This is a genomic window from Leptolyngbya sp. KIOST-1, assembly GCF_000763385.1.
Lineage (GTDB): Bacteria > Cyanobacteriota > Cyanobacteriia > Phormidesmidales > Phormidesmidaceae > Nodosilinea.
Map to the genome: position 1 here is coordinate 1307873 of NZ_JQFA01000002.1, position 19557 is coordinate 1327429.

The following is a 19557-nucleotide window of genomic DNA, read 5'->3' on the forward strand; positions in this document are numbered from 1 at the left end:
TTGTGAAGGGCGATAATAGTAATTAAAATCCAGAGTCACAGCGAGATAAGGATTAGCCAATGCGTATGGAGTAGGGCATAGGAATTTGTAAAGGTCTGATTTTACCGTTGTGGGTTAAAACTCTCGCAACTCCTGGCTCCCGGAATGATTTTCCACCGTCCAAGGGGCACACTATGAAAGTTCTGGTTGTTGAAGACGAGGCCACCGTCGCCCAGGCCATAGAAGCCCTATTGGTCAGTCACCACTATGCGGTGGACATCGCGAAGGATGGTCTGGAGGGCCTGGAAATGGCCGAGGTCTACAGCTATGACCTGATGGTGCTGGATATTGGTCTGCCAGGCATAGATGGGTTGAGCCTCTGCCAGCAGCTGCGCACCCGGGGGATGCAAACGCCAATTTTGCTATTGACCGGTCAGGATGTGGAAGCCCATGCCAAGGCGGTTGCCCTCAATGCCGGGGCCGACGATTATGTGACCAAACCTTTTGACGCAGAGGAACTGCTGGCTCGGCTACAAACGCTGCTGCGTCGGGGCGCGTTGAAAGCACTGCCGGTTCTGCAATGGGGGGCGTTATCTTTGGACCCCAGCCGGTTGCAGGTGAGCTACGGCAGCGCTTTGCTCAACCTGACGCCAAAGGAATATACCCTGCTGGAGGTGCTGCTCCGCCATGCTCCCAATATTTTGAATGCCCGGGTCATTCTAGAGCAGGGCTGGAATGCTTTGGAAAATCCGAGCGATGAGGCGATTCGCACCCACGTGAAGGAGGTGCGTAAAAAGCTGAAGGCGGCTGGTGCCCCCGAGGACTTTATTAAAACCGTACATCGCCAGGGCTATCGGCTGAACCCGCTCTATGGCGAAGCGGTATTTGCTGCTCCGGAGGGGGCTGCCGGAAGCTTGCCGATGGCTGAGCTGAAAGCCCTCAACGAGGAGCTGAGGACAGCCCTGGAGAAACTGCATTTTACCCAGACCGAGCTGCAGCAGCGCAATCAAGAACTCCAGGCGGCGCGGGATGAACTTGAGACGCGGGTGGCAGCCCGAACGGCGGAGATGGCCGCAGACCTGGACGTGCTGGAAATGCTGCGTTCCCTGAGCACTCGGTTTGTGTCCAATGGCGACTTGCAGGCGCTCTATGACGAGATTCTGAACGCAGCCCTCCGGTTGATGGGGGCCGATGGAGGCACGCTGCAAATTCTGAACCCAGTGACTCAAGAGCTAACTCTGCTGGCCACGGTGGGCTTCGATCGCACCATGACCGAGCACTTCGCCCGCGTCAGCGCTAAATCTGGCACGCCTTGCGGCAGGGCACTGGCCACAGGGCAACGCATTCTGGCCAGGTTTGATGTCCCCGCCAGTGCCGACCCCGATGGCTCCCTATGCCTGCACCGCGAGGCGGGCTATCGCTCGGCCCAGTCTACGCCGTTGATTAGTCGGCTGGGCAATGCCATCGGCATGATCTCGACCCACTGGCACCACCCCCACCAGCCGACCGAACGCGATCTGCGGTTTTTAGATTTACTGGCCCGTCAGGCGGCAGACCTGATCGAACGTCAGCGAGCCGAAGTGGCCCTGCTGGAACAGAAAAACCTGCTGCGACTGACGCTTTCCGGTGTCCAGGCGGGAGCTTGGAGCTGGGACTGTGGGTCGGAACAATTGACCTGGAACGATCGCCTGTTTGAGCTATTGGGCTATCGTCCTGGGGAAGTCAGCCCCAGTATGCAGGCGTGGCGCGATCGCATTCACCCCGACGATTTGGCCTGGACCAGTGAGGCTCTCCAGCGGACCCTAGAAGGCCATGAGTTGGGCGAAGTAGAATACCGAGTCATTCACCCGGATGGCAGTGTGCACTGGCTACTGGTCAGAGGCCAGGGGGTCTACGACGAGTTAGATCGCCTGGTGCAGATGGTGGGGATGGCGCTGGAGATTAGCGATCGCAAGCATACCGAAGCGGCTCTGTACCAGAGCGAAAAACGCTATCGCCAGTTAGTAGAACTCGCCCCCCAGCTGGTGTGGCACGCCGATACCCAGGGGCACACCTACATCAGCCCTCAATTGTGCGACTACACCGGGCTGTCGCCCGATCAGCTCTTAGATTTTGGCTGGCCAATGGTCATCCATCCCGACGATGCCAGCCGCATTGATCGCCGCTGGCAGGAATCGGTGCAAACGGGCACGCCCTACGAAGCCGAATACCGTCTGCGCCGCGCCGATGGGGAATATCGCTGGCATCTGGCTCGGGCCATTCCCCTGGACAGCGACCAGGGAATGCAGTGGTTTGGCGTGTCGATCGACATCAGCGATCGCAAGGCCGCCGAACTTGCCCTCCAGCAGCAGGTTTGCCAGGAGCAGCTGCTGGCCGACATTGCCCAGGAGATTCGCCAGTCCCTCGAGCTAAATCAGGTGCTGCACAGCACCGTGGATCGGGTGAGGGAGTGGCTGAAGTGCGATCGCGTGATCATCTTCCGCTTTCGACCCGACTGGCAGGGCGACGTGATTATGGAATCCGTCGGCGACGGGTGGCCCGCCATTCTAGCCACCACCATCGTTGACCCCTGCTTTGCGGACCGCTTGATCGAACCCTACCGCCAGGGGCACGTGTCGGTCCTCAACGACATCCACCAGGCTGGCCTGGAACCCTGCTACGTTGAGCTGTTGGCGCAATTTCAGGTGCGGGCCAGCCTGGCGGTACCCATTTTGCAGGGCAATGGCCTGTGGGGACTGCTGATTGCCCACCACTGCGCCGCTCCCTGCCTCTGGCAGGCCGCCGAAATCACTATCCTCAAACGGCTGAGCACCCAGGTGGGTATTGCCATTCAGCAAGCCGAACTCTATGCCCAAATCCGGCAGGAATTGGCCCAGCGGGCCCGGATGCAGACCGTGCTGCAGGAGAGTGAAGCACGGTTCCGCACCCTCAGTGCCGCAGCCCCAGTCGGAATTTTGCAAACCAACGCCGACGGCATCTGCCTGTACGCCAACGCGGCCTGGCAGCAGATGGCGGGCCTGAGTCTGGAAAATTCGCTGGGCAACGGGTGGCTGCGGGCTGTTCATCCCGAGGATCGCGGCTGGGTCTTAGCGGCCTGGGAAGCCTATCTGGAGGATCAGCGAGTGGAGCAGGCCGAGTTTCGGTTGCTCACACCCCAGCGGGCAACTCGCTGGATTTCAGCCCGAGCAGCGACGCTCAAATCCGCCACCGATGAGATTGTGGGCTACGTCCTCACCTACGAGGATATTACGGAGCGCAAACAGGCCGAGCAGGCCCTGCGAGACAGTGAACAGCGGCTCCAGGCCATTCTGGATCATTCCCCGGCGATCATCTATGTGATCGATCCTCAAAGCCGGCATCTGCTGGCCAATCGCAGCTATGCCGACCAGCTCGCCACTACCCCCGACCACCTGGTGGGCAAAACCCTCCACGAGGTGTGGCCCGAGGAGACCGCCGACCGTTTTGCCGCCAGTAACCAAACCATTTTAGCGACGGGGCAACTCCTGCAAATCGAAGATACCGCCCCGCTGGCCGACGGCCTCCATAGCTACATCACCGTCAAGTTTCCCCTCTGCGATGAAACGGGCACCCCCTACGCCATCTGCGGCATTTCCACCGACATTACCGACCGAAAACGGCTGGAGGCCCAGTTTTATCAGGCCCAGCGGCTGGAAAGCCTCGGTACCCTGGCGGCGGGCATTGCCCACGACCTCAACAACGTGCTGACGCCGATTTTGACGGTGGCGCAGATTCTCCGGCTGACCCAAAAAGGGTTGGATGCCAAAGGCTTAGAGCAATTGAAACTGCTAGAAAGCAGCGCCAAACGTGGGGCCAGCCTGGTCAAACAAGTGTTGACGGTGACCCGCGCCAGCGAGGGAGAGCGCACCGCTGTGGATCTGGCGGCGCTGCTGCAAGAAGAAATTGAAATCCTGCGGCAGAGTTTGCCCGAGGCGATCGCCCTGCGGTTCAATTTGCCCGCTGCCGAGGCATCTGAGCCCGCCCTGGGAAGGATTCTGGCCGACCCCACCCACCTGCACCAGATTCTGCTGAACCTGGGCATCAATGCCCGCGACGCCATGGCTGAGGGCGGGACATTGACTATCGCGGCTGAAACGGTGGTGGTGGACGCGGCGATGGCGGCCCAAAACCTGGATGCCCGGGAGGGCCCCTATGCCGTCATCACCGTGGCAGATACCGGCACGGGCATTGTCCCGGCGGTGCAGGAACGGATGTTTGACCCATTTTTTACCACCAAAGCCCCCGGGCAGGGCACCGGCCTGGGGTTGGCCACCGTGCGCGGCCTGGTGAAAGCGCATCAGGGGTTTTTGCAGGTGGTGAGCGAGGTCGGGCGGGGCAGCCAATTTAAGGTCTATTTCCCCCAGATGGTCGACCAGGCGGTAGCCCAGGAGCCGCCGGAGCCCGCCTCGCTGCCGACCTCAGACAACCGGGGGGCATGGGTTTTGGTGGTAGAAGACGAAGCAACGGTGCGCCAGATGCTGCGATCGCTGCTGGAAAGCCACCACTACCGCCCCCTGCTGGCTAAAAACGGGGCCGCCGCCCTCGATCTGTACCGCCAGCACCAGGGCGACATTCAGCTGGTGGTGACCGACATCACGATGCCTATCCTCGACGGCTTAACCCTGATCGAAAGCCTGCGCACCCTCGACACCCAGGTTCCGATCATTGCCCTCAGCGGCATTCCCACCTACCAAGCCCAAGCTCTAGCCCTGGGGGCCACCTCCTTTATTGACAAGCCCTTTGATGCCGAAACACTGCTGCACCAGGTGGCGATCGCGCTGAGTCGAGTCCAGGCAGTCCGCCCGGAGGCGAGTTGATGACCCTGAGTTTAAAGGGCGCTACCTGGAGAATCGGCGGTATGCCAGTGGGGTTTAGCATCGCCGAGGGGGATAGGGGAACACGTCCCCCACCAGTGTCCAAAGACAGTCCAGGGCGGTGCATCGGGTTTATGCTGATTTGAAGCCTAGGTCGATATTACAGTGGTTAGGTCATGCGCATACTGCTGGTTGACGATGACGAAACGCTGCTGGAAGCCCTGGCGGAGACCCTGATCGCGCAGCGCTATGCCGTTGATACGGCCACCGATGGCGAAACGGCGCGGGAGTTTTTAGCGCTCTTTCCCTACGATCTGATTGTCCTGGATCGGTCGCTACCCGATGCCGAGGGCATCTCCCTGTGCCAGCAATTTCGCCAGCAGGGGATTAAGGCACCGATTTTGATGCTTACGGCCCGCGATCGCAGCGCGGATAAGGTGCAGGCCCTGGATGCCGGGGCCGACGACTACATGGTCAAACCCTTCGACTTTGGCGAGCTGTGCGCTCGGATTAGAGCCCTCCTGCGGCGGGACAGTCACCAGGCTGCGCCCGCCCTGCGCTGGGGGAGTCTGAGCTTAAATCCCAGCACCTTTGAGGTGTTCTACGACGACCATCTGCTCCACACCACGCCCAAGGAGTATGCGCTGCTGGAGCTTTTTCTGCGTCACCCGACCCAGGTCTTCAGCCTCGACGCCATTATTGAAGACATCTGGTCCTTTGAGGACCCACCCAGTGGGGATGCGGTTAGAACCCATATTAAGGGGCTGCGGCAGAAACTCAGGGCGGGGGGAGCCCCCAAAAACCTGATTGAAACGGTCTATGGGGTGGGGTACCGGCTCCACCCGCTGGAGCCCGAAGTGCCCTCCGAGACACCCTCCCCAGGGGCAGCGCTGCGGCAACCCACCCCGGCGGAGATGCAAGCGTCGCTGGCTCAGGTGTGGGAGACCCACCGGGGTACGCTGGACGAACGGTTGAGCGTTTTAGAATCGGCGGCGGCGGCGGTGGAGGGGGGGCAGCTGAGCTCCGACTTGCGCCAGGCGGGCTGCTCCCAGGCCCACAAGTTAGCGGGTTCCCTGGGCTGCTATGGCTTTAAGGAAGGGTCACAGATGGCGCGGCAGCTGGAGCAAATGCTGCAGCGAACTGCTCCTCTGGACGACCGCCAGGCGACTCAAATGGTTCAGCTGGTGGGGCGTCTGCGGCAGAATTTGGCCCAGGAGCCCAGCCCCGGGCCTCCAACCGGGACGCCCACCAGTCCGCCCCAGCTGTGGATCGTCGGGGCCAGCCCGGGGTTTAGTGAGAGCCTGGCGGCTGAAGCGATCGCCCTAGGTATCCGCAGCAGAACAGCGGCTACCCTGGCTCAGGCCCAGGCCATGCTCCAGACGGAACCGCCGGCGGTAGTCGTGCTCTGGCTGACTGAGACCGATGGGGACAGCGCCAGGAATCTGCTGGAGGCGATCGGCCACCAGGGCGATCGCATTGCCGTGCTGATTGTGACCGACAGTCAGGACTTTCAGCAGCGGCTGCGCTGGGTGCAGCAGGGGGCCGACCGGCTGTTGCCCCCATCGGTGTCCCCGCGCCACGTGCTGGAAACGGTGCAGCAGGCCCTGCGGGTAGACAGCACCGCGATCGCCCTGGTGGCCCTGGACGACGATGTGCAGGTGTTAGATCTGCTGCAATCTATTCTATCGCCCTGGGGGATGGAGCTGACGACCCTGACGGATCCGGCCCAGCTGTGGGACACCCTGGAGCGCGTCCAGCCCCAGCTGCTGGTGCTGGATGTGGAAATGCCAACGCTCAACGGTCTGGAATTGTGCCAGGTCCTGCGCGCCGATGATCGGTGGCGACAGCTGCCCATTTTATTTTTGACGGTGCACGAAGATGCCCAGACCCTGCAAAAGGCCTTTGCCGTTGGGGCCGATGACTTTGTGTCAAAATCCGCCCTGGCAACGGAGTTACCCCGGCGAATTTTGCATCGACTCCAGTAATGGTTCAACCTTTATTAATGTCTATAAATAAGGGGAAAAAGGGTCACATCAGGCTTGGCGGACAGTATCCCAGCCCCGCGACAAAGGACTCCTGAAAAGCATCTAACTCGTTTGGCTGAGGCTGGCCGTGGGACACGATGGATATGTGGTGACGTTTCATCACCTGGGTGGGGGACCAGCCCGCCTTGAGGTCGTGGAGGGCTAGCGCGACGGGGGTTTTCGGCTGATAGGGACTGCCGTATTCGTTTAAAAAGGAACAGCAATTGGCCCGGAGTTTAGTCTCTAGATCTCGATTAAGCTTTAGCTGTACAACCCAGCGATCATTTAAAAAAATCACGGTCACGGCATCCACCTGGGACTTCATTTGTCTTAGCAAATAGTCGAGGACCCTCTGCGTCAGGCTAGTGTTAGCAAAGCAGTAGAGAAATTCCATGGCGCTGTTCCCGGTTGTTATGGTGCCCATCTCAGGCCCCATCTTAGGCAAAGAATATGAGGGAGTAGTGAGGGACATCTGCGGCTCAATCCCCAGGGTTCACTTAATATGACCACAACCTACTCCCAGGGCTTTCACAGTTTGAGTATTGAGCAAGTTTTGGACACCCGGCCCCTCCTGGTGGCGCCAGATTTGCCGGTGGAGGCTGTGATTGAGCAGATGAGCCAGGTCTCGGGTCAGGGCTGTGACCTGGGGGCGATCGGGCTGGAGGCCATGCCCTCTGAGGCCCGACCCAATGTGACCAGAACCGGCGTGAGCTGTGCGCTGATTGTCCAGGACCATCAGCCCCTGGGAATCTTTACCGAGCGCGACGTGGTGCGCCTGGTGGCCGAAGAAGCCAACCTCAACGCCGTCACCGTGGCCGAGGTGATGACCCAGCCTTTGATCACGCGCCAGCGTTCTGAGGTGCAGGACGTTTTTGCCGTGCTGGCGATCCTGAGGCAGCATCACATTCGGCAGTTGCCCATCGTCAATGACCGGGGGGAACTGCTGGGGCTGGTGACCCAATCCAGCATCCGACGGGCGCTCCAACCGCTTAACTTTCTCAAGCTCAGGCGCGTCGGCGAAGTCATGGTCCAACCAGTTGTGCAGGCGACGGCGGCGGCCAACCTGCTGACCCTGGCGCGCCAGATGACCCAACACCGGGTAAGCTGCATCGTCATCACCGAGGCCAGACGGCACGGCGGCCTGCGCACCGACGTGCCGATCGGGATCGTGACCGAACGGGACATCGTGCAATTTCGCACCCTGGGGCTGTCCCTGGCCAAAACCCTGGCCCAGACCGTCATGAGTACCCCCCTGTTTTTGGTACGCCCGCAGGATACCCTCTGGGCGGCCCATCAGGCCATGCAGCAGCGGCTGACCCGCCGTTTGGTGGTGGCCAATGAGGCCGGGGGCCTGGCCGGGATTGTCACCCAGACGAGTCTGCTGCAACTGTTTGACCCGATTGAGATGCTGACGGACATTGAACAGCTCCAGCAGGTGAATGAGGCCCAGACGGCTGAGCTGCGCCAGGCCAATCAGCAGCTGCAGGCGACCAATCAAACCCTGAAGGCCGAAATGGCTGAGCGCCAGCGCCTGGAGCGGGTGGTCCAAAAAGCCTACCGTTCCCTGGAGGAACGCTTTGGCGTGCAGGCGGCCCAGCTGATCCAAACCGACGAGGCGCTGAGGCAGGAGCGCAACTTCATTGCCGCTGTGCTGGATACGGTGGGCGCGCTGGTGGTGGTGCTCGATCGCAACGGCAAGGTGGTCCGTTTCAACCACGCCTGCGAACAGCTGTCGGGCTACACCGCCGCAGACCTCCCCCAGCAGGAAATCTGGGATATTCTGATTCCGCCGCCGGAAAGGGCTGCCGTGCTGGCGGTTTTCCACCAGATCAAGCAGGCCCAGGCCCCGAGCCACTTTGAGAATCACTGGCTCTGCAAAGACGGTAGCCGCAAGCTGATTAGCTGGTCCCACACGGTGTTGACCGATGGGACCGGCGCGGTGGAATACGTGATCGGCACGGGCATTGATATCACAGAGCAGCGGCAGATCGAGCAAACCCTGGCCCGGCAGTTTCAGCAGGCCCAGCGGCTGAGCGACATTACCCGCCGCATTCGCGAATCGCTGGCGATCGGCGAAATTCTGCACACGGCGGCGACGGAGGTGCGGCAGCTGCTCGACTGCGATCGCGTCTTCATCATCCAGTTTGGCCCTGGGCCAGCCAGCCAGGTGATTCAGGACTCCCGGCGGGAACCAACCGCCGCCTCTGCCCTCCACCAGCGGGTCGCCGGGCTACAGGCCGGGGCCGATGCGGCGGCGGCGGTAGCAGTCTGTAACGATCTGGGGGCGGGCACCGGCTCGCTGCCAAGCTCAACCTTTTTGCAGCAGTGGGGGGCCCAGGCCGGAATTGAAATTGCGATCTATGCCGGTGAGCAACTCTGGGGGTGGCTGATGGTGATCCAGTGCGATCGCCCCCGGCAGTGGCAGGCCTTTGAAATCGAGCTGTTGCAGCAGTTGGCCAACCACATGGGGGTGGCGATCGCCCAGGCCCAGCTCCTGGGCAACCTGGAAACCCAGGTCGAGCAGCGCTCTAGGCAACTGATGCAGACTAATCAGCGGTTGCGGCAGGAAATTGGCGATCGCATCCAGACCGAGGAGGCCCTGCGGGAGAGCCAGCAACGCCTGGTCGGCATCCTCGACAACGCCGACGAGGCGATCATCTCCATCGACAGCCAGCAGCGCATTGTGATCTACAACCAGGGCGCCGAGAAAATCTTTGGCTATCCCCTCAGGGAGGTGCACCACCAGCCGCTGGATGTGTTGCTGCCGGAGGCCTTTCAGCAGATCCATCGGCAGTATATTCAACGGTTTGCGGACACCCCAGAGCCCCCCCGACAGATGGCCCGCCGCAGTCGAGACGTGCTGGGGCGACGCAAGAGCGGCGAAACCTTTCCGGCAGAGGCCTCAATTTCCAAGCTTCAAACCAAGGCTGGTCTGCTGTTCACCGTCATTCTCAAAGACGTCACCGACCAGCGCCGCGCCGAAACTACGCTGCGGCAGCGGGAAGAGCAACTGCGGTTGATTACCAACGCCCTGCCGGTGCTGATTTGCTATGTCGATCGGCAGCAGCGCTACCTGTTCAACAACCAGACCTACGCCGACTGGTACCAACGCCCCCTCGACGATCTGCAGGGGCGGTCCGTGGCGGCGGTGATCGGGGAGGACTACTACCGCCAGGCCAAACCCCACATTGAAGCGGCGCTGGCGGGCCAGCGGGTGAGCTTTGAAGCCGACGTCACCACCCCCGATGGCAACGCTCGCTGCCTGCTGACCACCTACATTCCCGAGATTGACGGCCAGGGTAAGGTCAAGGGCTTCTTTGGGCTGACGAACGACATCAGCGATCGCAAGGCCGCCGAGCGGATGAAAGACGAATTTGTCTCCGTCGTCGGGCACGAACTGCGCACGCCCCTGACCTCAATTCATGGCTCCCTGGTACTGCTGGCCAGCCAAAAGCTGGGCACCATGCCGCCCCAAGCGCAAGAATTCCTGGAGATTGCACTCAAAAACACCCAGCGGCTGACCCGCCTGATCAATGACGTGCTGGATCTGGAGCGCATTGAGTCGGGCCGAGTCACCATGACCCTACAGACCTGCCCCCTGGCGGACCTGATTTTACAAGCCGTGCAGGCCATGCAGTCGATGGCGGCTGCCAGAGCCATTCAGCTGACCCTGGAGCCCACGCCGGTCACCGTTTGGGTCGATGCTGACCACATCATCCAGGTCTTCACCAATTTGCTCAGCAATGCCATCAAGTTTTCCCCGGCCCAAACCACCGTCAGCATTGGCGCGACCAAGCGGGAGCACGACATTTTGGTGTGGGTCAACGATCAGGGGCGGGGCATTCCCACCGACAAGCTAGACACCATCTTTAATCGCTTTCAGCAGGTCGATGCCTCCGACTCGCGCCAACTGGGGGGCACCGGGTTGGGGCTGGCGATTTGCAAAAACATTGTGCAGCGCCACGGCGGCACAATTTGGGCCGAAAGCACCCTGGGCCAGGGCAGCACAATTTTCTTCACGCTGCCCGATGTTCAATAGCGGAGGCGAACGGATGGGGAGACGAATCTTACTGATCGATGACGAAGTCGATATCCACCGGATTACCGAAGTGGGGCTGATGATGGAGGCCGGATGGGAACTCCTGACCGCCCAGTCGGGGGAGGAAGGGATTGCCATCGCCACCTCAGAACACCCCGATGCCATTCTGCTAGATGTGATGATGCCGGAACGCGATGGGGTGGCAACCCTGAAGTTGCTCCAGGAGTCGTCCCAGACCCAAACGATTCCAGTTATTTTCATGACCGCAAAGGCCCAAGCCGCCGACCGGCGACAGCTGTATGCCCTCGGGGCCCAGGGGGTGATCACGAAACCCTTCGACCCCATGACGCTGGCCAGCCAGATCTCCGGTTTTTTGGGGTGGTCCTGACGCTTTTCCGCCGCTCTCTGCCCCCAAACTCTGGGCTCTAATACTTAACGGCATCAGTCAGCCCATCATTCCTGACACCCGCCACCCGCCACCCGCCACCCGCCTCCCCCTCGGCCCCGCCCAGGAATGGATGCCACCACCCCAGCCAACCTGATCCCGCTTTTGTTGATCAGTACCCATCACCTTCATAACATCCTCATACTCTCTCGATACCTTAAGAGATGTGGGGGAAAGCCTCATCGACGGGGATGCTCTTTTGCTAGGAGGGCATAGCCATGAACGCCAGAAAACCAGGGTTTGATCGTTGGCAAATCGCGGCAGCTTACCTGAACCAGCCCCTGTTTGTGCAGGAGAAGCCGGTTTGTTTTAACCCGTTCAAATTCAGACGAGATTACAAAGTTCAGGCGTTAGAGCGCTGCTGGCAGCTCGACTATAAAACCTGACGCTTGGGGCCTGCCTGGCAACGCCTACAGCCCGTGGCAGAGGGCCGCACCGTGAGCGATCTATCAACTGCAACGTCAAGCCAATCAAGCCATTGTTAGGAGTTGGGTCATGACTACACCTCAAAAAAGTTTATCCGTCAGGATTAAAACCATGCTGCGGGCCTGGCCCCAGGCGTTTGAGGCGATCGCCGCGGCGGCGGGCCGTCTGTTTAGCCCCAGCCACGACGACTACCCCAAAACGGGGGTGCAGCCCTTTAGCGGCGATGTGCCCGAGGATCATTCTGGGCAACACTCGCCCTGAGAGGCTTCGGTTCAGGACAGCCTGGTGCTCTGCCAAGCCTGAGCTTGTAGGTTGGGGGCGCGCTAGCAGAACCCAACAGGGCCGACTGCCGTTGGGTGACCCTTCGTTCCACCCAACCTACGGGAACCCTATTTTTTGCTTTGACGCTGAGCTTGTCCCTACGGGCGGTTTAACCCGGCTTGGCGATCGCAGCTAAATACTCATCCTGAAAGTAGCGGAGAGTGCTCAGCACCGGATTGGGAGCGGTTTGGCCGAGGCCGCAGAGGCTGGTGTGCTTGACCATGTCGCAGAGGGTTTCGAGCTGGGCGAGATCACGGTGGGTGGCGCGGTGGTCTTTAAACTTGGTCAGGAGTTGATAGAGCTGAACGGTCCCGGCCCGGCAGGGAACGCACTTGCCGCAGGACTCCTCCATGCAAAACTCCATGAAAAACTGCGCCACATCCACCATGGAGGTGTGTTCGTCGATCACAATCATGCCGCCGGAGCCCATGATGGAGCCGAGGGCTTGTAGCGATTCATAATCCACTGGGGTATCAAACGCCTCGGCGGGAATGCAGCCCCCCGACGGCCCGCCGGTTTGCACGGCCTTGACCCGGGCACCGTCCGGGGCCCCCTGGCCCATGTCTTCAACGATTTCTCGCAGGGTAATCCCCATCGGCACTTCGATCAGCCCTGCATTCTGCACCTTGCCCGTGAGCGAAAAGACCTTGGTGCCCCGGCTGAGGCCTGTGCCGATGGCGGCGAACCAGTCGGCCCCGTGGCGGATAATCGGGGCAATGTTGGCGAAGGTTTCGACATTGTTGATCAGGGTGGGGCAGCTCCATAGCCCCGACTCCGCTGGGTAGGGCGGGCGGGGGCGCGGCAGGCCCCGCTTCCCTTCGATGGAGGCAATCAGGGCGGTTTCTTCGCCGCAGACAAAGGCCCCCGCCCCGATGCGCAGATCCACCCGAAAGTCGAAGGGGGAGTCGAAGATCTGGCTGCCCAGCACCCCGTGGCGCTTGGCCTGCCCCAGGGCGGTCTGGAGGTGGGCAATGGCCAGGGGATATTCTCCCCGCACGTAGATGTAGCCCTGGTTGGCCCCCACGGCGTAGGCGGCGATCGCCATGCCCTCCAGCACCCGATGGGGGTCGCTCTCCAGCACGCTGCGATCCATATAAGCCCCCGGATCGCCCTCGTCGGCGTTGCACACCACATACTTTTGGCCCGGCGGCATTTTGGCTACGGTGGCCCACTTCAGCCCGGTGGGGTAGCCAGCGCCCCCCCGCCCCCGCAGACCGCTGCGGGTGATGGTGTCGATCACGGCCTCCGGTTCCAGGTCCCGCAGGCAGCGGTGCAGGGCCTCGTAGCCCCCGACGGCGAGGTAGTCTTCGATCCGCTCGGGGTCGATTAGGCCGCTGTTTTCCAGCACGATGCGGTGCTGGCGGGTGAAGAAGGGGAGGGTGGAGGGGTGGAGGGGTGGGAGGGTGGAGGGGTGGAGGGGTGGGAGGGTGGAGGGGTGGGAGGGTGGAGGGGTGGGGGGATTGAGTAGGGTGGTGAGGATGGGGGTGGTGTGGGCGGGGGTGACATGGGTAAAGAAGTGGCCGGAGGGATCGAGTTGGACGAGGGGGGCCTGGCTGCACAGGCCGAGGCAGCCGACGCCGGTGACGGTGATCTGGTCGTCCAGTCCGGCGGCGGTGACGGCGGTTTGGAGCTGGGCTTTGACGGCCAGGGCGTTGGCGGAGCGGCAGCCGCCGACGGTGCAGCAGCGGATGCGGTAGGGTTTGGGGGTTGGGGACTGGTGCTGGTCTGGCGTCATGGCTGGGGGGTGCCCGAGAGGCAGGTGTGGAGGCGATCGCGGACGGTAGCCGGGGTCTGGTGACCTTCGAGCTGGTCGTCGAATACCACCGCTGGAGCAATGCCGCAGGCCCCCAGACAGCGGGCGGTGCTGAGGGAAAACTGGCGATCGCAGGAGGTTTCTCCGGCCTGAAGTTGGGTGGCTTGCTCCAGGGTGCTGAGTAACTGCGCGGCTCCATTGATAAAGCAGGCTGTCCCCATACAGACCACGCAGGTATGCACCCCCTTGGGCTCCAGGGAGAAAACGTGATAGAAGGTGGCCACGCCGTAGACCTGGCTGGGGGGGAGCCGCAGGCGGTGGGCAACGTGCAGGAGCTGCTCGGGCGCTAAATAGCCAAACAACTCCTGGGCCGTATGCAGCACCTCAATCAGGGCATCCGGGCGATACTGGTGGCGCTTCATCGCGGCCTCTAGCTGCCGCTGGCGGGGGCCTGGGGTACTTGCACGGCTCGCCGAGGCTCGAGTCATTGTCCCTGGGCCGTCGCAAAACTGGCGGGTTCTGGGGCCGTCGCCGCCAGCGTTTGGGCATCGACCACCAGCACCGAGCACGGCGCGTGGTGGATCACGTAGTTGCTGACACTGCCGAGAAACAGTTCGCTGAGCCCCTTCCGCCCATGGCTGCCGACCACGATCAAATCGGCCCCCCAGGTGCCAGCCAGGGTACAGATCGCTCGCCCTGGACTACCATTCATTTGGGTGAACTCGGTGGGTACGCCGACTGCGGTAGATTCGTCAGTGAAGCGGCGCAGCCGCTCTATGCCTTTGGCTTCGGCTTCCCGATAGAGATCTAGCCAGATGCTGCTGTCTACCCCCAGGGGCAGCGGGTACCCGTAGTACGCTGGCGTTGCAAAGCTGCCGTCGTTGTCCGGCTCCAAAACACTGAGCAGCATCAGCCCTGCGCCCGTGGTCTGGGCTAAGGTCACGGCCTTTTGAAATAGGTGGGCACAGGTATCGCCCTGGTCAAGCCCCACCAAAATTTTGCTGAACATAATCCTTTTCTCCTTTAGTTAAGCCTCAGCAGAAACTAAAACAGGGCAGCACCACCGGGTCTGAGCGATCGCCCAGGGGATTGGAGTCGCGCTGGGGCCCAGGATGAATGACCATTACCGGACAGGGGGAATGGTGGACGACGTAGTTGCTGACACTGCCCAGCAGCATTTCACTCAGCCCGCGGCGACTGCGACTGCCGATGACAATTAAATCCACCTGGGCGTCCTGAGCGATGGTGCAAATCGCCAGGCCAGCCCGGCCATTGGGCTGAAGATAACGGGCCTGCACACCGACCGCCGCCGCCGCGGCCTGTTTTTGCTCCAGCAGTGCGTCGTAGTGCTTAATAAACTCCGACCACCGGTAGTCGTAGTCCTGGATCAGTAGTCGATCCAGTTCCATGGAATAACTATCCACGGCGATGGAAGGCTGACTAGGGCTCTCTGGATCGGAGCGATCGAGGGCATGCACCAGAGTGAGTTCGGCCTGCATTGTCTGGGCCAGATCGAGCGCGGTGTCAAAGGCTCGTTGGCTAGCGTCTGAAGCATCGATCGCAACCAAAATGTGATTAAACATGGGGGCATCCTCCGGAGGTGCGGGGAGTGTAAAGGCCGCACACTATTTCCCAACCCGCTCGCTTGAACGGTTCATCTCCACCTGTAGATCTAGATCAAAAGTTTGAGGAACTTATGAGGGTTAGGCCCTGGTGAAGCTTTGCAACACGGGGTTCTGGTCAACCTTTTTCCTCATAATTTCCTCAAGTTATTGGCCTACGTTAAAAGTAGAGCGTTCCCATAGGTGGGAATGTCATTCTGAATAGAACGATCCGGAGGTAGAAGGATGACACTTATCCGTTGGCGACCCTTCCGTGACCTGAAACACTGGGAGCCCTTTGGCGAAGTTGATACGCTCAAAAAAGAAATGGAGACCCTCCTCGAACGGTTTGTGCCTGAGTTTGGTCGCAGCATGGATGGCACCGTGTTTGTGCCGTCAGCCGAAATCGATGAAACGGAGACTGAGTTTCATCTGAAGCTGGAAGTGCCGGGCATGAGCGCCGAGGATTTGGACATTGAAGTGACAGACCAGGCCGTTTTGATTACCGGCGAACGCAAGTCTGAAACTAAATCGGAGGAGGACAACACCCTCCGCTCTGAGTTCTACTATGGCAAGTTCGAGCGCTATGTGCCGCTGCCAAGCCAAATTCAGCGCGACCATGTGGCCGCTGAGTATAAGGACGGCATTTTGAATCTGACGCTGCCTAAGGCGAAGGAGCAAAAAGAGAAGGCCACCAAGGTCAAAGTGGCCTGATCATGCCCGTCCACACCCTCACCATTGACCGTCGGTTGGTCAGTGCTCGCCAGGGGGAAACCCTGCTGGAGGTGGCCAAAGAGGCGGGGATCACCATCCCCACCCTCTGCCACCTGGACGGGATTTCTTCGGTGGGGGCCTGTCGCCTCTGTTTGGTGGAGGTGGAGGGGCAGGGCAACCTGCTGCCCGCCTGCGTCACGGTGGCAGCGGAGGGCATGGTGGTGCAGACCCACGGCGATCGCCTCCAGCGCTACCGCCGCACGATTGTGGAACTCCTGCTGGCCGAGGGGAACCACATCTGCGCGGTCTGTGTCGCCAACGGCCACTGCGAGCTGCAAGACCTGGCGGTAGCGCTGGGGATCGACCATGTATCCCTGGCCTACCAGTTTCCCGATCGCCCGGTGGATATTTCCCACCCCCGGTTTGGGCTCGACCACAATCGCTGTGTGCTCTGCACGCGCTGCATTCGAGCCTGCGACGAACTGGAGGGGGTGCACACCTGGGATATGGCGGGGCGCGGTCGCCACTCGCGCCTGGTCAGCGATCTCAACCAGCCCTGGGGGGAGGCGACCAGCTGCACCGCCTGCGGCAAGTGCGTCCAGGCCTGCCCCACCGGAGCCCTGTTTTACCGGGGCTCCACGGCGGGGGAAATGGAGCGCGATCGCGATCGCCTCAGTTTCATCGCCAGTGCCCGCCGCGATCGCCTCACCCGGGGTGCGACCCAGCCCAGCTAAACCGCCATAGTCCCGCCCCAGGAGGTGCCATGACTCGCATCCAACTCGCCACGGTTTGGCTCAGCGGTTGCTCGGGCTGCCACATGTCGTTTCTGGACCTAGACGAGTGGCTGTTTGATCTGGCCCAGCAAGTTGATCTCGTCTATAGCCCCCTGGCCGACGTCAAGACCTACCCCCCCGGGGTGGATGTGGCCCTGGTGGAAGGGGCAATCGCCAATCGGGATCACCTCAGTCTGATTCGCCAGGTGCGCGATCGCACCCAGTGCTTGATCTCCTTTGGCGACTGCGCCATCACGGGCAATGTCCCCGCCCTGCGCAACCCCCTGGGCCGGGCCGACCCCGTGCTCACCCGCGCCTACCTGGAAACCGCCGACGGCGCACAAATCCCCGGTGGGGATTTGGTCCCCCCCTTACTCGATACGGTCATGCCCGTTCACACCGTGGTGCCTGTGGATTGCTATTTACCGGGTTGCCCACCCAATGCTGAGCGGATCAGAGCGGTTTTAAAGCCGCTGCTGCAGGGCGATCGCCCGGCGCTATCGGGGGCCGAATTAATTCGCTTTGGCTAGGGATTTCTGGTCAGTCGTCGGTGAAAAGCAATCCGCCTGATTTCCCCACAAGTTCCTCAAACTGTTGATCTAAAAAGAACTTAGCCACCGGAACTCAGATCGTCAGCACGCACTAAGCAGGGAGGGCTACTATGCTAACCGCTAAAGATATTATGACCAAACCCGTGGTCGTCATTCGCAGTTCTGCCACGGTGCAGAATGCCATCTTGCTGATGCGGGCCAAACGGGTGCGATCGCTGATCGTCGAAAAAACTGACACCATGCCCTACGGCATTGTCACCGAAAAAGATATTGTCTTTAAGGTGATTGCCCCAGGGGAAAATCCAGACTTTGTGCGCGTCCACGACGTCATGGGCCAGCCCTGCATTCAAGTACATCCCCAGGCCCCCGTCCAGGCGGTAGCCCAAATCCTGGCCGAGGCGGGCATTCATCGCGCTCCGGTGATTGACCAGGGCGAACTGTTGGGCATCGTCTCGGTCACCGATATTTTGTGCAAAGGGCATCCCGGCGCGCCCTCCCGCGATGAGCTGGCTCGCCGCATTCAGGTGGCCCTGCAACAGGCCCGCATCCTTGAGGATGAGGACGAGGAGATCGACCAAGAGTGCGACCTTGCCTGGCAAATCTACGAGGAGATGTCGCCCCTATGGCCCAGCGAATCGTCATTGACCCCGTCAGCCGTATAGAGGGGCACGCCAAAATCTCCATCTACCTCGACGATCGCGGAGAGGTGAGCGACGCCCGGTTTCACGTCACCGAGTTTCGCGGATTTGAGAAATTCTGCGAGGGGCGACCCTTTTGGGAAATGCCCGCCATTACCGCCCGTATCTGCGGCATTTGCCCGGTCAGCCATCTGCTGGCCTCGGCCAAGGCGGGCGATCGCCTGCTGGCCGTGCAGATTCCCCCCGCCGCCGAGAAGCTGCGCCGCCTGATGAACCTGGGGCAAATCATCCAGTCCCACGCCCTCAGCTTCTTTCACCTCAGCAGCCCCGACCTGCTGCTGGGTTGGGAGAGCGACCCGGCCCAGCGCAACCTGTTTGGCCTGATGGCCGCCGAGCCCGAACTGGCCCGGGGCGGCATTTGCCTGCGCCAGTTTGGCCAGACGGTGATCGAGCATTTGGGCGGGCGCAAGGTGCATCCCGCCTGGGCGGTGCCCGGTGGCGTGCGATCGGGGCTGTCAGAGGACGCCAAGGCCGATATTCGCGATCGCCTCCCCGCCGCCAAAACCACCATCCTCACTACCCTGGAGCGGTTTAAGCAGCAGCTAGAGGACCTGCGGCAGGAGGCCCACATCTTTGGCAACTTCCCCAGCTTGTTTATGGGGTTGGTGTCGCCCGACGGCACCTGGGAGCACTACGACGGGCAGCTGCGCGTGGTCGACAGCGGCGGCAACATCATTGCCGATCACCTCGATGCAAGCGACTACCAGACCTTCCTGGGCGAGGTTGTGCAGCCCGACTCATACCTCAAATCGCCCTACTACAAGCCCCTGGGCTATCCCGACCAGGCCGGGCAATGTCGGCTGGAGAGCGGGCTGTATCGGGTGGGGCCCCTGGCGCGGCTGAATATCTGCGATCGCATCGGCACCCCCCTGGCCGAGGCCGAGCTGCGCCTGTTTCGCCAGTACGGCACCGTTAACGGCACCGTCAATAGCTCGTTTTTCTACCACTACGCCCGGCTGATTGAGATTTTGGCCTGCATTGAGCGCCTTGAAGTGGCCTTGGAGGACCCGGATTTGCAGAGCGATCGCCTGCGGGCACGGGCCGATGTCAACCAGCGAGAGGCAGTGGGCGTGAGCGAAGCCCCTCGCGGCACCCTCTTCCACCACTACCAAATTGATCAAAACGGCCTGCTCACCCAGGTCAATCTGATCATCGCCACCGGCCACAACAACCTGGCCATGAACCGCACCGTAGCCCAGATCGCCCGCCACTACATCCACGGGCCAGAAATCCCCGAACCCCTGCTCAACCGGATCGAGGCGGGCATTCGCGCCTTTGACCCCTGCCTCAGCTGCTCGACCCACGCCACCGGGCAAATGCCCCTGCACCTACAGCTAGTCAGTGCCCAGGGCGAAGTGCTCCATGAACGCTACCGCTGACCCCCGATCTCCCCTGCCCCAA

Annotated in this window: 16 protein-coding genes; 11 read left to right on the forward strand and 5 right to left on the reverse strand. The window is 61.3% G+C overall.

Going from position 1 to position 19557, the window contains the following annotated elements:
• The first annotated feature begins 173 nt into the window (after positions 1-173).
• Together NF78_RS28040 and NF78_RS05780 are read left to right on the forward strand one after the other, a co-directional pair.
• On the forward strand, positions 174-4814 hold the full coding sequence (locus tag NF78_RS28040; protein WP_052049860.1) for a PAS domain S-box protein: 4641 nt from the start codon (positions 174-176) through the stop codon (positions 4812-4814).
• 173 nt (positions 4815-4987) lie between these two features.
• Positions 4988-6796, forward strand: coding sequence for a response regulator (locus NF78_RS05780; protein WP_035985269.1), 1809 nt, complete (start codon positions 4988-4990; stop codon positions 6794-6796).
• Positions 6797-6839: 43 nt separating this feature from the next.
• Here the strand turns inward: NF78_RS05780 and NF78_RS05785 are convergent, their stop codons facing one another.
• Positions 6840-7229, reverse strand: coding sequence for a hypothetical protein (locus NF78_RS05785; protein ID WP_035988811.1), 390 nt, complete (start codon positions 7227-7229; stop codon positions 6840-6842).
• A 108-nt stretch (positions 7230-7337) separates the two neighbouring features.
• Here NF78_RS05785 and NF78_RS28045 point away from each other — a divergent pair, with 108 nt between their 5' ends.
• The 4 genes from NF78_RS28045 (at position 7338) to NF78_RS30900 (ending at position 12006) form a co-directional block, all read left to right on the forward strand.
• Positions 7338-10874, forward strand: a complete 3537-nt coding sequence (locus NF78_RS28045) for a PAS domain S-box protein (RefSeq protein WP_052049866.1) — start codon at positions 7338-7340, stop codon at positions 10872-10874.
• Between the two features lie 13 nt (positions 10875-10887).
• Positions 10888-11262 carry a response regulator gene (locus NF78_RS05795; protein WP_035985270.1) on the forward strand — a complete coding sequence of 125 codons (375 nt, stop codon included), beginning with the start codon at positions 10888-10890 and terminating at the stop codon, positions 11260-11262.
• Positions 11263-11537: 275 nt separating this feature from the next.
• On the forward strand, positions 11538-11705 hold the full coding sequence (locus NF78_RS31785; RefSeq protein ID WP_197064769.1) for a hypothetical protein: 168 nt from the start codon (positions 11538-11540) through the stop codon (positions 11703-11705).
• A gap of 109 nt (positions 11706-11814) precedes the next feature.
• Positions 11815-12006, forward strand: coding sequence for a hypothetical protein (locus NF78_RS30900; RefSeq protein WP_035985271.1), 192 nt, complete (start codon positions 11815-11817; stop codon positions 12004-12006).
• A gap of 169 nt (positions 12007-12175) precedes the next feature.
• Here the strand turns inward: NF78_RS30900 and NF78_RS05805 are convergent, their stop codons facing one another.
• The 4 genes from NF78_RS05805 to NF78_RS05820 are packed head-to-tail and all read right to left on the reverse strand — an operon-like array spanning position 12176 to position 15402.
• On the reverse strand, positions 12176-13801 hold the full coding sequence (locus tag NF78_RS05805) for a NuoF family protein (RefSeq protein ID WP_035985273.1): 1626 nt from the start codon (positions 13799-13801) through the stop codon (positions 12176-12178).
• Positions 13798-14307, reverse strand: a complete 510-nt coding sequence (hoxE, locus tag NF78_RS05810; protein WP_035985275.1) for a bidirectional hydrogenase complex protein HoxE — start codon at positions 14305-14307, stop codon at positions 13798-13800. Before hoxE ends, NF78_RS05805 begins: the two co-directional genes overlap by 4 nt.
• A complete protein-coding gene (locus tag NF78_RS05815; protein WP_035985277.1) occupies positions 14304-14828 on the reverse strand; it encodes a universal stress protein in 525 nt (174 codons plus the stop codon). Before NF78_RS05815 ends, hoxE begins: the two co-directional genes overlap by 4 nt.
• A 25-nt stretch (positions 14829-14853) precedes the next feature.
• Positions 14854-15402: a universal stress protein gene (locus tag NF78_RS05820; protein ID WP_035985279.1), complete on the reverse strand. Its 549-nt coding sequence runs from the start codon at positions 15400-15402 to the stop codon at positions 14854-14856.
• Positions 15403-15666: 264 nt separating this feature from the next.
• Between NF78_RS05820 and NF78_RS05825 the strand changes: the two genes are divergently transcribed.
• The 5 genes from NF78_RS05825 (at position 15667) to NF78_RS05845 (ending at position 19535) form a co-directional block, all read left to right on the forward strand.
• The gene (locus tag NF78_RS05825) at positions 15667-16134 is read left to right on the forward strand and encodes an Hsp20/alpha crystallin family protein (protein WP_035985280.1); all 468 of its coding nucleotides are present in this window, start codon (positions 15667-15669) and stop codon (positions 16132-16134) included.
• Positions 16135-16136: 2 nt separating this feature from the next.
• A complete protein-coding gene (hoxU, locus tag NF78_RS05830; RefSeq protein WP_035985281.1) occupies positions 16137-16868 on the forward strand; it encodes a bidirectional hydrogenase complex protein HoxU in 732 nt (243 codons plus the stop codon).
• Positions 16869-16897: 29 nt separating this feature from the next.
• Positions 16898-17437 (forward strand): oxidoreductase, encoded by a 540-nt coding sequence (locus tag NF78_RS05835; RefSeq protein WP_035985282.1) that lies wholly within the window; start codon positions 16898-16900, stop codon positions 17435-17437.
• 131 nt (positions 17438-17568) lie between these two features.
• A complete protein-coding gene (locus NF78_RS05840; RefSeq protein ID WP_052050613.1) occupies positions 17569-18120 on the forward strand; it encodes a CBS domain-containing protein in 552 nt (183 codons plus the stop codon).
• Positions 18081-19535: a Ni/Fe hydrogenase subunit alpha gene (locus NF78_RS05845; protein ID WP_035985283.1), complete on the forward strand. Its 1455-nt coding sequence runs from the start codon at positions 18081-18083 to the stop codon at positions 19533-19535. Before NF78_RS05840 ends, NF78_RS05845 begins: the two co-directional genes overlap by 40 nt.
• Positions 19536-19557 lie beyond the last annotated feature (22 nt).

What these genes read in the sequence shown, in the direction of transcription:
- hoxU (WP_035985281.1), top strand. Translation starts at nt 16,137, where the DNA reads ATGCCCGTCCACACCCTCACCATTGACCGTCGGTTGGTCAGTGCTCGC.
- NF78_RS05815 (WP_035985277.1), bottom strand. Translation starts at nt 14,828, where the DNA reads ATGTTCAGCAAAATTTTGGTGGGGCTTGACCAGGGCGATACCTGTGCC.
- NF78_RS05835 (WP_035985282.1), top strand. Translation starts at nt 16,898, where the DNA reads ATGACTCGCATCCAACTCGCCACGGTTTGGCTCAGCGGTTGCTCGGGC.
- NF78_RS05785 (WP_035988811.1), bottom strand. Translation starts at nt 7,229, where the DNA reads ATGGAATTTCTCTACTGCTTTGCTAACACTAGCCTGACGCAGAGGGTC.
- NF78_RS30900 (WP_035985271.1), top strand. Translation starts at nt 11,815, where the DNA reads ATGACTACACCTCAAAAAAGTTTATCCGTCAGGATTAAAACCATGCTG.
- hoxE (WP_035985275.1), bottom strand. Translation starts at nt 14,307, where the DNA reads ATGACTCGAGCCTCGGCGAGCCGTGCAAGTACCCCAGGCCCCCGCCAG.
- NF78_RS05845 (WP_035985283.1), top strand. Translation starts at nt 18,081, where the DNA reads ATGGCCCAGCGAATCGTCATTGACCCCGTCAGCCGTATAGAGGGGCAC.
- NF78_RS28045 (WP_052049866.1), top strand. Translation starts at nt 7,338, where the DNA reads ATGACCACAACCTACTCCCAGGGCTTTCACAGTTTGAGTATTGAGCAA.
- NF78_RS05820 (WP_035985279.1), bottom strand. Translation starts at nt 15,402, where the DNA reads ATGTTTAATCACATTTTGGTTGCGATCGATGCTTCAGACGCTAGCCAA.
- NF78_RS05805 (WP_035985273.1), bottom strand. Translation starts at nt 13,801, where the DNA reads ATGACGCCAGACCAGCACCAGTCCCCAACCCCCAAACCCTACCGCATC.
- NF78_RS28040 (WP_052049860.1), top strand. Translation starts at nt 174, where the DNA reads ATGAAAGTTCTGGTTGTTGAAGACGAGGCCACCGTCGCCCAGGCCATA.
- NF78_RS05795 (WP_035985270.1), top strand. Translation starts at nt 10,888, where the DNA reads ATGGGGAGACGAATCTTACTGATCGATGACGAAGTCGATATCCACCGG.
- NF78_RS05825 (WP_035985280.1), top strand. Translation starts at nt 15,667, where the DNA reads ATGACACTTATCCGTTGGCGACCCTTCCGTGACCTGAAACACTGGGAG.
- NF78_RS31785 (WP_197064769.1), top strand. Translation starts at nt 11,538, where the DNA reads ATGAACGCCAGAAAACCAGGGTTTGATCGTTGGCAAATCGCGGCAGCT.
- NF78_RS05840 (WP_052050613.1), top strand. Translation starts at nt 17,569, where the DNA reads ATGCTAACCGCTAAAGATATTATGACCAAACCCGTGGTCGTCATTCGC.
- NF78_RS05780 (WP_035985269.1), top strand. Translation starts at nt 4,988, where the DNA reads ATGCGCATACTGCTGGTTGACGATGACGAAACGCTGCTGGAAGCCCTG.